The following is a 14506-nucleotide window of genomic DNA, read 5'->3' on the forward strand; positions in this document are numbered from 1 at the left end:
CCCGGACCGATCACTCCTCTCGGAGGTCCACCGCGCTGGCGGCGGTCGCCCCGATCGAACTGGCGGCGGTGCCCAACGACTCCGCTCCGACCGCCGAGTCGACGGTGAGCGTCATCAGGGCCTCACCGCCGGCGGTACGGCGGGCCACCTGCATCGCGGCGATGTTGACGCCGGCCTCGCCGAGGATCGAGCCGATGGTGCCGACCACGCCGGGCCGGTCGGTGTAGCGGAAGAAGATCAGGATGCCCTCGGCGGTCAACTCCAGGTCGAAGCCGTCCACCTCGGTGAGCCGGATCAGGTCCCGGCCGGCGGCGGTCACGACGGTGCCGGAGACGCTGACCGTACGGCCGTCGGGCAGCACACCCCGGACGGTGACCAGGTTGGGCTGCTCGACGGTGTCGGCGTCGGCCACCAGGTCCACCTCGACGCCCCGGTCGGCGGCCAAGTGCGGCGCGTTCACGTAGGTGACCTGCTCCTCCACCACCGAGCTGAACAGGCCCTTGGTCGCGGCCAGCTTCAACACCGACACCTCGTTGGCCACGATTTGACCGCGTACCTCGACGGTGACGCTGGCGGCGACCACGCCGGCGACCGCAGTGAAGACCTTGCCGAGCTTCTCGGCCAGCGGCAGCAGCGGTCGGACGTCCTCCGCGACCACACCCCCGGCCTGGACGTTGACCGCGTCCGGTACGAACTCGCCCTGCAGGGCCAGCTTGACGCTGCGGGCCACCGCCAACCCGGCCTTGTCCTGCGCCTCGGCGGTCGAGGCACCCAGGTGCGGGGTGGCGACCACGTTGTCGAAGGCGAACAGCGGCGACGAGGTGCACGGCTCCTTGGCGTACACGTCGACGCCGGCGCCGCCGACCCGGCCCTCGGCGAGGGCGTCGGCAAGGGCCTGTTCGTCGACCAGACCGCCCCGGGCGGCGTTGACGATCCGGACCCCGGGCTTGACGATCGCCAGTTCCTTCTCACCGATCAGACCCAGGGTCTCCGGGGTCTTGGGCAGGTGGATCGAAATGAAGTCGCTCTCGCGCAGCAGTTCTTCCAGTCCGACCAGGCGCACGCCGAGCTGCGCGGCCCGAGCCGGCTGGATGTACGGGTCGTACGCGATCAGCCGGGTCCCGAACGCGGCGATCCGCTGGGCGAAGAGCACCCCGATGCGTCCGAGGCCGACCACACCGACCGTCTTGCCCTGGATCTCGACGCCGGTGTACTTGGACCGCTTCCACTCGCCGGCCTTCAGCGCGGCGCTGGCGCTCGCGGTGTTGCGGGCCACCGCCAGCAGCAGTGCGATCGCCTGTTCGGCGGCCGAGACGATGTTGGAGGTGGGTGCGTTGACCACCATCACGCCACGGGCCGTCGCGGCAGGCACCTCGACGTTGTCGAGGCCGACCCCGGCCCGGGCGACCACCTTGAGCCGTGGTGCGGCGGCCAGGGCCTCGGCGTCGATCTGGGTGGCGCTGCGCACGATCACGGCGTGGGCGGCGGCGAGTGCGGCGAGCAGGGCGGGACGGTCGGTGCCGTCGACATGCCGGACATCGAAGTCGTGGGCGAGCACGTCGATCGCGGCGGGCGCGAGCTCTTCGGCGATCAGTACGACAGGAATCATCGGTCCTCATGGTCGTCTGGGACGGGTATCTGCGGCGGATCTCGGCGGCGGTGGGGCGCCGCTTCGCGCCCTGCGCTTCCTCCCCGGCGGGTCTCGCGCGGCACGGAGGCGGCCTACTCGCGATCGTAGGCGCACCCGTGGGCGGCATGGCTCACGGTCGGGGGTGAGTGCCCTCACAAACCAGACCTAATGCCTGTACGGCGAGTAGGCGACGCCCGGGTGAATCACCGTCAGCCAGCGGCCGCCGGTCCGACCGGTCGGCGGATCAGCCAGCGGCCGCCGGTCCGACCGGTTGGCGGGCGACCGGCCGACGCTGGATCGCCCCTTCGCCGATCTGGCGGAAGGTGGTGGCCTCCGCTTCGAGGGTGTCGTAGAGCAGATCGAAGGCCAGGGAGCCGACCGGAGGATAGATCCGCTCGCGCGGAGGTTCGTCGCCGGGTGCCAGCGCACCCTGGGCGACCATGAACTCCAGGATCGCCTCACGGACCGCCGGCAGGCAGACCGGCGAGTGATAGAGCACGTTCAGCGCCTGCATACGCATCCCTTGGACGTGCTCTTCTCCCTTGTTGTCGTGGAAGTGCGGGTTTCGGGTCTCCACCTGCAGCACCGGCACCGAACTCGCCATCACCTCGGGGCAGTCGGTGTCGAGGATGCCGCCGAACCGCTCGAAAAGGTCGACGTACTCGTAGGGCTCGACGGCGAATCCGCCCGCCAGCCGAAGCCGCAGCCCGAGGTCGAGGCTGAGGGCGTGCTCGCCCGCGTTGCCGGTGGCGATGACCTCGGTGCCGAAGCCGGAGTACTCGGCGATCAGCCGGTTGAGAAACCCGTTGGTGATCTCGGAACTGCGTCCCCGCCGACTGAAGAACAGCCGGCCGTCACGCAACTTGGGCTTGGAATGCCAGGAAATCCGCACCATCGAGTAGGGGCTGTCGGCGAGGTGGAGTCCGGCCGCGTACACCTTGCAGTACTCGTGGACCGCGCCGGGCACGTAGTTGTCGGCGTCGACGTAGCCGAGGTACTTACGGCCCGTGAGGGCGGCGACCGCCATGCCGACCAGCATGGCTTCGCCCTTGCCGGTCCGGACCAGGCCGTCGTCGTCGATGAGCTCGGGCATGCCGGCGGCCTTCATCGCCGCGGCCAGTCCCGGGTCCCGCTGATGCACGGTGATCGCCGGCCGGTCGGCGGATCGGCAGAACTGCTCGACGGTGTGTGCCTCGATTTCATAACGGTCCACCGGCTGACGGCCACTATTTGAGACGAGCACGATCAGGCAGTCGTGGGGTATACCAGAGAGCACCCCCTCGATTACCCTACGTGTTTCGTTCATGCAGGGAATGACAACTACCAGGTCACGCTCGATCGCGCGAATGGCATCCTGCGAGACGAGTCCACGGCCGCGGTCACCCGTGACATCCCCCGAGTCCAGCTCGATGACACGCTGAAGCTCATGGATGCGAACGGCACCGAAGCGCTCCGTACGGTGCGATTGCTCCAGACGCATGCGGGGCACATTACCCGAGGCGGCCATTAACTACCTGTAACCGTAGGTCAATTATCGGCGTCAGCCGCCGGATACCCCGAATCGACCCCAACCCGCAATCTTCCGGTAACGCAAACCCTGGCCAGGTCGCCGCAGAGCCCGCCGCCGACTACCGTCAGCAACGGGCTCTGCCACGACACTCGGCCTCAGGCCGGACCCGACTTCAGACCGGACCCGACCACGAGCCGGACTATCTCAGGCGGTCTCGGTGATCGGCCGGTCGACCCAACTCATCATGCCGCGCAGCTTGCGACCGGTCTCCTCGATCGGGTGCGCCGCCCCCTCCGCACGCCACTTGGCGAAGTTCGGCCGGCCGGCGTCGTCCTCGGCGATCCACTCACGGGCGAACTCGCCCGACTGCACCTCGGCCAGGATCTTGCGCATCTCCTCCTTGACCCGGGCGTCGACCACCCGTGGGCCACGGGAGTAGTCGCCGTACTCGGCGGTGTCCGACACGCTGTAGCGCATCCGCGCGATGCCGCCCTCGTACATCAGGTCGACGATCAGCTTCAGTTCGTGCAGGCACTCGAAGTAGGCGATCTCCGGGGCGTACCCGGCCTCGGTGAGCACCTCGAAACCCGTCTGCACCAGCGCGGCGGCACCACCGCAGAGCACCGCCTGCTCGCCGAACAGGTCGGTTTCGGTCTCCTCCTTGAAGGTGGTCCTGATCGCCCCGGCGCGAGTGCCGCCGATCGCCTTCGCGTACGCCAGGGCCAGCCCGAACGCGTCGCCGGAGGCGTCCTGCTCCACCGCGACCAGACACGGCACGCCCTTGCCGTCGACGTACTGCCGGCGCACCAGGTGACCGGGGCCCTTCGGGGCCACCATCGCCACGTCCACGTCGGCCGGCGGGGTGATGAAGCCGTACCGGATGTTGAGGCCGTGCCCGAAGAAGAGCGCCTTGCCGGCGGTCAGGTTAGGCGCGATCGCCTCGGCGTAGAGCGACCGCTGCGCGGTGTCCGGCGCCAGCACCATGATCACGTCGGCCTCGGCGGCGGCCTCGGCCGGGGTGAGCACCCGCAGCCCTTGCTCCTGCGCCTTGGCCCGGCTCTTGGATCCCTCCGGCAGGCCGATCACGACGTCGACACCGGAGTCACGCAGCGACAGCGCGTGGGCGTGGCCCTGGCTGCCGTACCCGAGCACGGCGACCTTCTTTCCCTGGATGATGCCCAGGTCGGCGTCGTCGTCGTAGAACACCTCAGCGGTCATGACTTCCCTCTCGTGTGCCCGGCCCGGTGGCCGGCGTTCTGTTCGGGCGGCAGCTGCCTGCCGCAGTTCATCGATGGATGCGTTACCGCACGCCGCGGTACCGCATGACGGTGGCGGGCGGCGCGCGGCGCCGACTCGACGGCGGTCAGGCGGCGCGCAGCGCCGGGCCGGTGGTGATCGCCCGGGAGCCGCGTCCGATGGCGACCAGGCCGGACTGCACCATTTCCTTGATCCCGAACGGTTCGAGATCGCGCAGCAGCGCGTCGAGCTTGTCGGACGTGCCGGTGGCCTCGACGGTGAGGGTGTCCGGTGCGACGTCGACCACCCGGGCCCGGAACAGGTTGACCGTCTCCAGGACCTGGGAGCGCATCGCACGGTCGGCCCGGACCTTGACCAGCAGCAGCTGGCGGGCGACCGACACGGCCGGGTCGAGTTCCACGATCTTCAGTACGTTGACCAGCTTGTTGAGCTGCTTGGTCACCTGCTCCAGGGGCGAGGAGTCGGCGTCCACGACGATGGTGATCCGGGAGACCTCGGGATTCTCGGTCTCGCCGACCGCCAACGAGCTGATGTTGAAGCCGCGCCGGGAGAACAGTCCGGAAACCCGGGCCAGCACGCCCGGCTTGTTCTCCACCAGCACGGAGAGCGTGTGCTTGGTCATCTGTCCCTCATCGTGTCGGCCGGCACGCCGGCTGATCCTTCATCGTGTCGGCCGGCACGCCGGCACTTGCGGTTGTCCTTGCCGAGCGTCGTCACAGATCGTCGTCGTCGAAGTCGGGTCGGACATCTCGGGCGAACATGATCTCATCATTGCTGGTGCCGGCGGCGACCATCGGCCAGACCATCGCGTCCTTGCCCACCACGAAGTCGATCACCACCGGAACGTCGTCGATCTCCATCGCCGCGGCGATGGTCTTGTCGACGTCGGCGGCGTTCTCGCAGCGCAGCCCGACACACCCCAACGCCTCGGCGAGTTTGACGAAGTCCGGGATGCGGTGCTTGTGGGTGCCCAGGTCGGTGTTGGAGTAACGCTGGTCGTAGAAGAGGGTCTGCCACTGCCGGACCATGCCCAGGTTGCCGTTGTTGATCACCGCGACCTTGACCGGGATGCCTTCGAGCGCACAGGTGGCCAACTCCTGGTTGGTCATCTGGAAGCAGCCGTCGCCGTCGACCGCCCAGACCACCGTCTGCGGCCGGCCGACCTTGGCGCCCATCGCCGCCGGCACGGCGTACCCCATGGTGCCCAGGCCACCGGAGTTGAGCCAGGTGTTGGGCTTCTCGTAGGAGATGAACTGGGAGGCCCACATCTGGTGCTGGCCCACCCCGGCGACGTAGATGGCGTCGGGACCGGCGAGCTTGCCGAGCCGCTCGATCACGTACTGCGGGGAGAGCGTGCCGTCGTCGGGCTCATCGTAGCCCAGCGGATAGCGCTGCCGCAGGTCGTCGAGCTGCGCCCACCAGTCGGTACGGTCCCCGGCGGCCCCGCCCCGCGCCCCACCGGTACGGGTCGGACCGACCGGCCGGTCAGCCGACCCCACCCGGGCCGCCGCCGCCGGGTACGCCTCGATCAATTCGTCGATCACGTGTCGGGCGTCACCGACGATCGGCACGTCGGCGGCCCGGTTCTTGCCGATCTCCGCCGGGTCGATGTCGGCGTGCACGATCGCGGCACCGGGAGCGAAGGAATCCAGCTTGCCGGTGACCCGATCGTCGAACCGCGCGCCGAGCGCCACCAGCAGATCGGCCTTCTGCAGGGCGTACACGGCGGCCACCGTGCCGTGCATGCCGGGCATGCCGAGGTGCTGCTGGTGCGAGTCGGGGAAGGCTCCCCGGGCCATCAGGGTGGTGACCACCGGGATGTTGGTCAGTTCGGCGAGCTTGCGCAGCCCTTCGGTGGCCTGCGCCTTGAGCACGCCGCCGCCGACGTAGAGCACCGGACGCCGGGCGGTGGCCATCAGCCGGGCGGCCTCCCGGATCTGCTTGCCGTGCGGATGCAGCGTGGGCCGGTATCCGGGCAGGTCCAGCGTCGGCGGCCAGGCGAAGGTCGTCTGCGCCTGCAGCACGTCCTTGGGAATGTCGACCAGCACCGGACCGGGCCGGCCGGTCGCGGCCAGGTGGAACGCCTCGGCCAGCACTCGGGGAATCTCCTCGCCCGACTGCACCAGGTAGTTGTGCTTGGTGATCGGCAGGGTGATGCCCTGGATGTCGGCCTCCTGGAAGGCGTCCGTGCCGATCATGGGCCGGGCCACCTGGCCGGTGATCGCCACGATCGGCACCGAGTCCATGTAGGCGTCGGCGATCGGGGTGACCAGGTTGGTGGCGCCCGGACCCGACGTCGCCATGCAGACCCCGACCCGACCGGTGGCCTGGGCGTAGCCGGTGGCGGCGTGCCCGGCACCCTGCTCGTGGCGGACCAGGATGTGCCGCACCGTCGAGTCGTACAGCGGATCGTACGCCGGGAGGATGGCCCCGCCCGGGATGCCGAACACGACGTCGACGCCGAGCGCCTCCAGCGACCGCACCAGCGAGCCCGCCCCGGAGACCGCTACCGGCGGGGCCGGCGGCGGTGTCACGGCGTTGGCGAGGGTAGCCGGGGTCGGCGTGGTCGACGCCGGCTGCGCGCGGTGGGCGAGGGTCTCGGGCGTTGGTCTCGTCATGACGATTCAGGCCTTCAGCTCAGTGGTCTCGTGACATGGTCTTTAAAGGACGCGGTCTCGGGACACGGTCTCGTCGCGGGTCTCGGGACGTGCTCTCGGTGTGGCGTATCCGGCGGATCGGGACCAATCAGCCGGAGATCAGGCGGTGCAACGGCAATAAAAACGGCCCTCGTGCAGATGCACGGGGCCAGCGCACTCTCAACGGGAGAGTGCGCTCAGGTAAGTACTCGAGACGACCTAGTCAGCGACATGGGGCTAAGCCTGACGCATCTCATGCGATGAGTCAACTGATCTCACATCTTGGACCACCGGTGTCGGCGTACCCCGGCTGGCCAGCCGGTCCGGAGTACGGGCCCGGCGCAGGCCGGCGGAGTTCGCCGCCACGAGCATCGCCTCCAGATGTTCGGCCGGCACCCCCCAGCCGAACAGCGCGCCCTGGCCGAACCGGCAGCCCGCCTCGACCACCACCGCCAGCTCGTCCGGGTTGGTGACCCCCTCGGCGATCACCTCCAGCCCCAGCTGGTGGCCGAGGCGCATCACCACGTCCACCATCGGGGCGAACGGCCGCCGGCCCGGCGCCGACGCTCGCGCCGGCTCCTGCCCGGCCACGCCCTGGTCCGCCACCAGACTGTGGTCGATCTTGAGGATGTCGATCGGCAGGTTCCGCAGCTGCCCGAGCGAGGAGTAACCGGCACCGAAATCGTCCAGTGCGATCCGCACGCCGGTCGACCGCAGCGCCTTGAGCCGGCGGATCAACTCGGCCAGGTCCCGGGCGACGGCGTGTTCGGTCACCTCCAGCACCAGCCGCTGCGGCGGCACCCGATGCCGACGCAGCGCCTCGTCGACCTGCACCACGTACTCCGGATCGTGCAGCTCGTGGGGCGAGACATTGACCGACGCCCACACGTCGTGTCCGTCGGCGAGCCAGCTCGACAGCTGCCGGCAGGCCTCGTCGAGCACCCACGCGCCGAGCTGGTTGATCATCCCGCACTCCTCGGCCAGCGGGATGAACTCGTCCGGCGGCACCCGGCCCAGTTCCGGGTGCTGCCAGCGGATCAGCGCCTCTGCCCCGACCGGACGCACCGACGGCACCGCCACCACCGGCTGGAACGCCAGCCGCAGCTCATCCCGGTCGATCGCGCCGCGCATCTCGTGTTCCAGCAGGGTCCGCCGCCGCTGGGCCTGGTCGTAGGTCAGGTCGTAGCGCTCGGCCCGGTTCTTGCCGCGCTGCTTCGCCGACCGCAACGCCAGGTCCGCGTTGCGCAACAACGACGGTACGTCCGCAGCCGTCGACCGGCACGCTATCCCGATGCTGACCGACAGGTAGACCGGGCCCGACTCGTGCGGGTACGGCGCGTTGAGCGCCCGCAGCAGCCGGGACGCGGTGCGGTGCGACTCGGCCGGATCGTCCAGCGGCAGCAGCGCCGCGAATTCGTCGCCGCCGAGCCGGGCCGTCAGGCCCGCGTCGCCCAGTTCCGCCGACAACCGCCGACCCACCTCGATCAGCACGGCGTCGCCGACGTCGTGGCCGCGCATGTCGTTGACATGCTTGAACCCGTCGAGGTCGAACGTGAACAGGACACCCGGGCCCTCGCCGGCCAACCGGTCGTAGAGCTCGTGCAGCAGCGCGCGCCGGTTCGCCAGGCCGGTCAACGGATCGGTGTGCGCCAGCCGACGAAAGTGCGCCTCGCTGCCGGCCAGCTGATCGGCGTAACGCCGTACCTCCAGCAGTGCGACGTACTGCCCCGCGACCAGGACCATGCCTTCGACGCTGGCGACCGCGACGGCGGCGGCCGTGAACTGGCCACCGCGCAGCACGTGATACATGCCGGCGACGGCCATCAGCGCCATCGGCGCGAAGGCGTACCCGGTGCCACGGCACGCGCCCCGGCGCCGCAGCGCGGTGACCAGGGCCACCCCGGCGGTGAAGGCGATCGTCGCGGTGCCGAGCGGCATCGCCGGGTGGCTCGTCGGGGTGCCCGCGCCCAGCAGCAGGGTCGGCGGCGACACCAGTACCCAGCCGGTGAACCAGAGCGCCGCCCCGACGGCAAGACAGTCGAGCAGGTCGCGTAGAGCCTGCCCGGACCAGACCCCGGTGCCCCGGACGCGGTCGGCGGCTGCCGCGCGGTGCCGGACGGCGGCGAACAGCAGGCCGGTGGCGAGCACAGCCGACAGTCCGCTCACCGACGCGAGCGCCTGCATGCCCGAGGGGAGGTGCACGGGACAACTCTGCCGGATCGATACCGCGCCGTGGGGCCGGGGTGGGTACCCGCGACAGGCGACATTCCGACAGGCGCCATCCCGACACGTGAAACACGCCACGGCGGCGGGCAGTCGGCCGGCAATCGTGGTGTAACACTTGTCGAATGCCTGAGCTGCGGTCGAAGACCTCCACGCACGGTCGGACGATGGCCGGCGCCCGGGCCCTGTGGCGGGCCACCGGGATGACCGACGACGATTTCGGCAAGCCGATCGTGGCCATCGCCAACAGTTTCACCCAGTTCGTACCCGGCCACGTCCATCTCAAGGACCTCGGCGGACTGGTCGCCGACTCGATCGCCGAAGCCGGCGGGGTCGGCCGCGAGTTCAACACGATCGCCGTCGACGACGGCATCGCCATGGGCCACGGCGGCATGCTCTACTCGCTGCCCAGCCGGGAGCTGATCGCCGACGCCGTCGAGTACATGGTCAACGCGCACTGCGCCGACGCCCTGGTCTGCATCTCCAACTGCGACAAGATCACCCCGGGGATGCTGCTCGCCGCGCTGCGGCTCAACATCCCGACCGTGTTCGTCTCCGGCGGCCCGATGGAGGCCGGCAAGACCGTCGCCGTCGAGGGCGTGGTGCACGCTAAGCTCGACCTGATCGACGCCATGATCGCCGCGTCGAACGACAACGTCACCGACGCCCAGCTCGACACCATCGAGCGCTCCGCCTGCCCGACCTGCGGCTCCTGCTCCGGCATGTTCACCGCCAACTCGATGAACTGCCTGACCGAGGCAGTCGGGCTGGCCCTGCCGGGCAACGGATCGACGCTGGCCACCCACGCCGCCCGCAAGTCGCTGTTCGTCGAGGCCGGCCGGACCGTCGTGGAGATCGCCAAGCGGTGGTACGACGGTGACGACGCCTCGGTGCTCCCCCGCTCGGTGGCAAGCCGGGCGGCGTTCGAGAACGCGGTCGCCCTGGACGTGGCGATGGGCGGCTCCACCAACACGGTGCTGCACCTGCTGGCCGCCGCCCGGGAGGCGGAGCTCGACTTCGGCGTCACCGACATCGACGCCATCTCCCGCCGGGTGCCCTGCCTGGCCAAGGTCGCGCCGAACACTCCGAAGTACCACATGGAGGACGTGCACCGGGCCGGCGGCATCCCGGCGCTGCTCGGCGAGCTGGACCGGGCCGGCGCACTGCGGCGCGACGTGCACGCCGTGCACTCGCCGTCGCTGGACCAGTGGCTGGCCGACTGGGACATCCGGGGCGGATCGGCGACCCCCGAGGCGGTCGAGCTGTTCCACGCCGCGCCCGGCGGGGTGCGCACCACCGAACCGTTCTCCACCACCAACCGCTGGGCCGACCTGGACACCGACCCGGCGCAGGGCTGCATCCGCGACGTGGCGCACGCCTACTCCGCCGACGGTGGCCTGGCGATCCTGCACGGCAACCTGGCCCCGCAGGGCGCGGTGGTCAAGACCGCCGGGGTGCCCGACGACTGTCTGACCTTCCGTGGCCCGGCCAAGGTGTACGAGTCGCAGGAGGACACCGTCTCGGCGATCCTCGCCGGTGAGGTCGTCGCCGGCGACGTCGTGGTGGTCCGCTACGAAGGCCCCAAGGGCGGGCCCGGTATGCAGGAAATGCTCTACCCGACCTCGTTCCTCAAGGGCCGTGGCCTCGGCCGGGCCTGCGCGCTGATCACCGACGGCCGGTTCTCCGGCGGCACCTCCGGGCTGTCCATCGGGCACGCCTCACCCGAGGCCGCCTCCGGTGGGCTGATCGCCCTGGTCGAACCGGGCGACGAGATCATCATCGACATCCCGGCCCGCCGACTGGAGCTCAACGTTCCCGACGAGGTGCTGCAGGCCCGGCGGATCGCCCAGGAGAAGCGGGACCGCCCGTACACCCCGGTCGACCGGCAGCGGCCGGTGTCGGCGGCGCTGCGGGCGTACGCGTCGATGGCCACCTCGGCCAGCGACGGCGCCTACCGTCTCGTCCCGGACTGACCGGCCGGGCGGCCGTCCAGCTGTCCCCCACCCCGGCCGTTCGGGCAGGTCGAGCCGCTTTCGTCGAACACCTGTGCGATGATGGTCGGGTGGCGGACGAGGCCAGCATCCTGCACGCCGACCTGGACGCCTTCTACGCCTCGGTCGAGCAACGGGACGATCCACGACTACGCGACCGGCCGGTGATCGTCGGCGCGGGCGTGGTGCTGGCCGCCAGCTACGAGGCCAAGACCCGGGGCGTACGGACCGCGATGCCCGGTCAGCGGGCCCGGCTGATCTGCCCGGAGGCGGTGGTGGTGCCGCCCCGGATGTCGGCCTACACGACGGCCAGCCGGGCGGTGTTCGAGGTGTTCCGGCAGACCACCCCGCTGGTCGAGCCGCTCTCCATCGACGAAGCGTTCCTCGACGTCGGCGGGCTGCGCCGCCTCGTCGGCGCGCCGGCCGACATCGCCGCGCGGCTGCGGGTCGCGGTCCGCGATCAGGTCGGGCTGCCGATCACCGTCGGGGTGGCCCGGACCAAGTTCCTGGCCAAGGTGGCCAGCGGGGTCGCCAAGCCCGACGGCCTACTGGTCGTGCCGCCCTCCGGTGAGCTGGACTTCCTGCATCCGCTGCCGGTCGAACGGCTGTGGGGCGTCGGCCCGGTGACCGCCGGCAAGCTACGCGAACGGGGCATCACCACGGTCGGGCGGGTGGCCCGGCTCGGCGAAGCGGCCCTGGTCGCCATGCTCGGCGCGGCGGCCGGCCGGCACCTGCACGCGCTCGCCCACAACCAGGATCCGCGTCGGGTGCAGGTCGGCCACCGACGTGGGTCGATCGGCTCGCAGCAGGCGCTGGGCCGGGCGGCCCGCGACGGCGCGGAGGTCGACGCGATCCTCGCCGGCCTGGTCGACCGGGTCGGTCGACGGATGCGCGCCGCCGGACGCACCGGCCGTACGGTGACCCTGCGGCTCCGGTTCGGCGACTTCGGCCGGGCGACCCGCGCCCATACCTTGCCCCGGGCCACCGCCCAGACGTCGACCATCCTGGACACCGCCCGAGACCTGCTGGCCGCCGCCGCCCCGATGATCGGTGAACGCGGACTCACGCTGATCGGCGTCTCGGTCGGCAACCTCGACGGCGGGCAGGCCACCCAGCTGACGCTGCCGTTCGACCCCGCCGACGCGCCACCGGCGGCGGTCGCACCGAAGGCCACCGACGCCGGGCAGGCGGCAGCGGCGCATCCCGGCAACCGGCAGGAGAGCCTGGACGCCGCGCTCGATGCCGTACGGGACCGGTTCGGGTCGAGGGCGGTCAACCGGGCGGTGCTCCTCGGCCGCGACCTCGGACCGGCCGTCCCGCTGCTGCCCGACTGACTCAGCCAGGCTTGTCCCGCAGCTGCCCGACCGACTCAGCCAGGCTTGTCCCGCAGCTGCCCGACCGACTCAGCCGGGCTGTCCCGCCGAGGGCCACAGCTCGACCGCGCCGGCCGCCGCCTGCCGGATCAACGCGCCGGAGATCTCCACCCGGCTGTGCGGGATGTCCCGAGCCGGCCAGGAACACTCCACTGTGACCAGACCATCAGGCGGCAGCGGCCACACCCAGAACCGGGCATCGTGGCGTTGCTCGTCGGTGCTGGCCAGCACCGGCCGCAGCAACGGGCCGGCCGGCTCCCGATCGACCGGTGACCGCTCCGCAGGCGGGCTGCTCAACGCCGTACCGTCGGCGAACCTGACCATCACCTGCAACCCGCCGACCCCGTCGACCGGGGTACGCGGTCGGGGCGGCCCGGTGGCAGCGTCCGGTCGCCGCGCCGTCTCCACGGTGGCTGCGGCTTCCGGCACCCGCAGGATCGCGCTGATCTCGAACTCGAAACCCGTCGGGTAGGCCAGCACGCTGGTCAGGATCACCGCGGCCTGGTCGCTGCGGGCCAGCGGCAACTGCCCGGCGACCACACCGGCGAGCACCGCGACCGGACGGCCCAGCCACGGACGCGGGTCGGCGGCCGACCGCGCGGGGTCTGCTGTGTCCATCGACCCACCATCCCACGATCCCGCCCGGCTCGGGGGGCACCGCCACCGGCCGCACGCCACCGCCGCCAACCGCTCCCGCCGAGCACGGCAGGATAGCTGTTGTGACGACCGAAAGCCGGCCCGAGCCGCCCATTCGACGCGATCGCCCCCCTATCACCGCCGCAGACCGAGCCGACCTGCGCGAACCTGCTACCGCAGACCCAGCGAGCTCTGCTGCACCGCCTGGCCAGCGGACAGGTCGACGGGCGGGCACCGTCGATGGTCGCGGCCGTGGTCCGCGCCGACGGCCCGGTCTGGACCGCCGGCCGAGGTGAGGTCGACGGCACCACAGCGGATTCGACGACGGCTACCGGATCGGCTCGATCAGCAAGACGTTCACCGCGACCGGTGGCACTGCGGCTGCTGGGTGACGGCACCCTGCGGCTGACCCCGATCGGCACGGCGGGCCGGGGCACCCGGTTCCGCGCGACGCCGACCGACACCTGGTACGGATTCGACGGCTTCTACGCCGGGGAGACACTGCGAGTGCGGGGACGCGACCGGTGCGATCAGCCATCTGGATCTCGGCACCCTGGTGTTGACCCGAGGGCCGTACCAACCGGAGTCTGCGGTGCCCGGTGGGGTCGATCCGGCCGGTTGGCGGACCGGGACCGGACCCCGGTGATGGGAACGGACCGGCAGGTCAGCGGATCCGCTGGCTGAGAATCTGCCCGGGCCAGGGGCCGTCGGGCTGGTTGATGGTGAACGGTTCGGCGGCGGTGAACCCGGCCCGCTCGTAGTAGCGGACCAACGCCCGGTCACCGCCGGCGTAGCAGTCGACCCGCAGCAGGGTCGCCCGGCGTTCGACGGCGATCCGTCGCGCCTCGTCCAGCAGCCGGCCGCCGATCCCGCGACCGGCCCACCGGCGGTCGGTGAGCAGCAGGTTCACGTACAACTCGGGTTCGTTCACCGGGGGTACGTAGGACCGGGCCGCGCCGACCGCCAGCACCCCGACCACCCGTTCACCGTCGGCGGTCGGCGTGCACGCCATGACCAGGTCACCATCCCTGGCCCACTGCGTGGCCATGGCGATCCGGCGCGGATTCGTCGACTGCGGCTCGGTCCCCCACTGGCCGGTGCGCCCCTGTTCGACGAGCCACCGAACGGCGCCGTCGAGCAGGGCGAGCACGGCCGGGACGTCTGCTTCGGTGCCGGCCCGATGGTAGATGGCTCCGCTGTCCTGGTGACCGGGTCCGCCGTCGGGGTTGCGCTGCATGCCGGACATCCTG

11 protein-coding genes are annotated in these 14506 nt (G+C 71.0%); 3 read left to right on the forward strand and 8 right to left on the reverse strand.

The genetic code is table 11. From position 1 onward, the window contains the following. Positions 1 to 10 precede the first annotated feature (10 nt). The 6 genes from serA to O7632_RS24835 form a co-directional block, all read right to left on the reverse strand. The gene (gene serA, locus O7632_RS24810) at positions 11 to 1609 is read right to left on the reverse strand and encodes a phosphoglycerate dehydrogenase (protein ID WP_278117648.1); all 1599 of its coding nucleotides are present in this window, start codon (positions 1607 to 1609) and stop codon (positions 11 to 13) included. Between the two features lie 265 nt (positions 1610 to 1874). Then, positions 1875 to 3110 carry a mannosyl-3-phosphoglycerate synthase gene (gene mpgS / locus O7632_RS24815; protein WP_278117650.1) on the reverse strand — a complete coding sequence of 412 codons (1236 nt, stop codon included), beginning with the start codon at positions 3108 to 3110 and terminating at the stop codon, positions 1875 to 1877. Between the two features lie 234 nt (positions 3111 to 3344). After that, the gene (gene ilvC / locus O7632_RS24820; RefSeq protein ID WP_278117652.1) at positions 3345 to 4358 is read right to left on the reverse strand and encodes a ketol-acid reductoisomerase; all 1014 of its coding nucleotides are present in this window, start codon (positions 4356 to 4358) and stop codon (positions 3345 to 3347) included. Between the two features lie 145 nt (positions 4359 to 4503). Then, the gene (gene ilvN, locus O7632_RS24825) at positions 4504 to 5019 is read right to left on the reverse strand and encodes an acetolactate synthase small subunit (protein ID WP_278117654.1); all 516 of its coding nucleotides are present in this window, start codon (positions 5017 to 5019) and stop codon (positions 4504 to 4506) included. Positions 5020 to 5110: 91 nt separating this feature from the next. Further along, positions 5111 to 7015 carry an acetolactate synthase large subunit gene (locus O7632_RS24830; RefSeq protein ID WP_278117656.1) on the reverse strand — a complete coding sequence of 635 codons (1905 nt, stop codon included), beginning with the start codon at positions 7013 to 7015 and terminating at the stop codon, positions 5111 to 5113. Positions 7016 to 7270: 255 nt separating this feature from the next. After that, the gene (locus O7632_RS24835; protein WP_278120358.1) at positions 7271 to 9217 is read right to left on the reverse strand and encodes a bifunctional diguanylate cyclase/phosphodiesterase; all 1947 of its coding nucleotides are present in this window, start codon (positions 9215 to 9217) and stop codon (positions 7271 to 7273) included. 164 nt (positions 9218 to 9381) lie between these two features. On the opposite strand from O7632_RS24835, the gene ilvD reads away from it, so the two are divergent. Both ilvD and dinB read left to right on the forward strand, forming a co-directional pair. Next, positions 9382 to 11229 (forward strand): dihydroxy-acid dehydratase, encoded by a 1848-nt coding sequence (gene ilvD, locus O7632_RS24840; RefSeq protein WP_278117658.1) that lies wholly within the window; start codon positions 9382 to 9384, stop codon positions 11227 to 11229. A gap of 89 nt (positions 11230 to 11318) precedes the next feature. After that, positions 11319 to 12581: a DNA polymerase IV gene (gene dinB, locus O7632_RS24845; RefSeq protein WP_278117659.1), complete on the forward strand. Its 1263-nt coding sequence runs from the start codon at positions 11319 to 11321 to the stop codon at positions 12579 to 12581. A gap of 69 nt (positions 12582 to 12650) precedes the next feature. On the opposite strand, the gene O7632_RS24850 is transcribed toward dinB, so the two are convergent. Beyond that, positions 12651 to 13238, reverse strand: coding sequence for a hypothetical protein (locus O7632_RS24850; RefSeq protein WP_278117660.1), 588 nt, complete (start codon positions 13236 to 13238; stop codon positions 12651 to 12653). 387 nt (positions 13239 to 13625) lie between these two features. On the opposite strand from O7632_RS24850, the gene O7632_RS24855 reads away from it, so the two are divergent. Then, the gene (locus O7632_RS24855; RefSeq protein ID WP_278117663.1) at positions 13626 to 13940 is read left to right on the forward strand and encodes a hypothetical protein; all 315 of its coding nucleotides are present in this window, start codon (positions 13626 to 13628) and stop codon (positions 13938 to 13940) included. Here O7632_RS24855 and O7632_RS24860 read toward each other — a convergent pair. After that, positions 13921 to 14493, reverse strand: a complete 573-nt coding sequence (locus O7632_RS24860) for a GNAT family N-acetyltransferase (RefSeq protein ID WP_278117664.1) — start codon at positions 14491 to 14493, stop codon at positions 13921 to 13923. The two genes, O7632_RS24855 and O7632_RS24860, sit on opposite strands and share 20 nt — an antisense overlap. Between the last annotated feature and the right edge of the window lie 13 nt (positions 14494 to 14506).

It is taken from the genome of Solwaraspora sp. WMMD406 (assembly GCF_029626025.1).
Taxonomy (GTDB): domain Bacteria; phylum Actinomycetota; class Actinomycetes; order Mycobacteriales; family Micromonosporaceae; genus Micromonospora_E.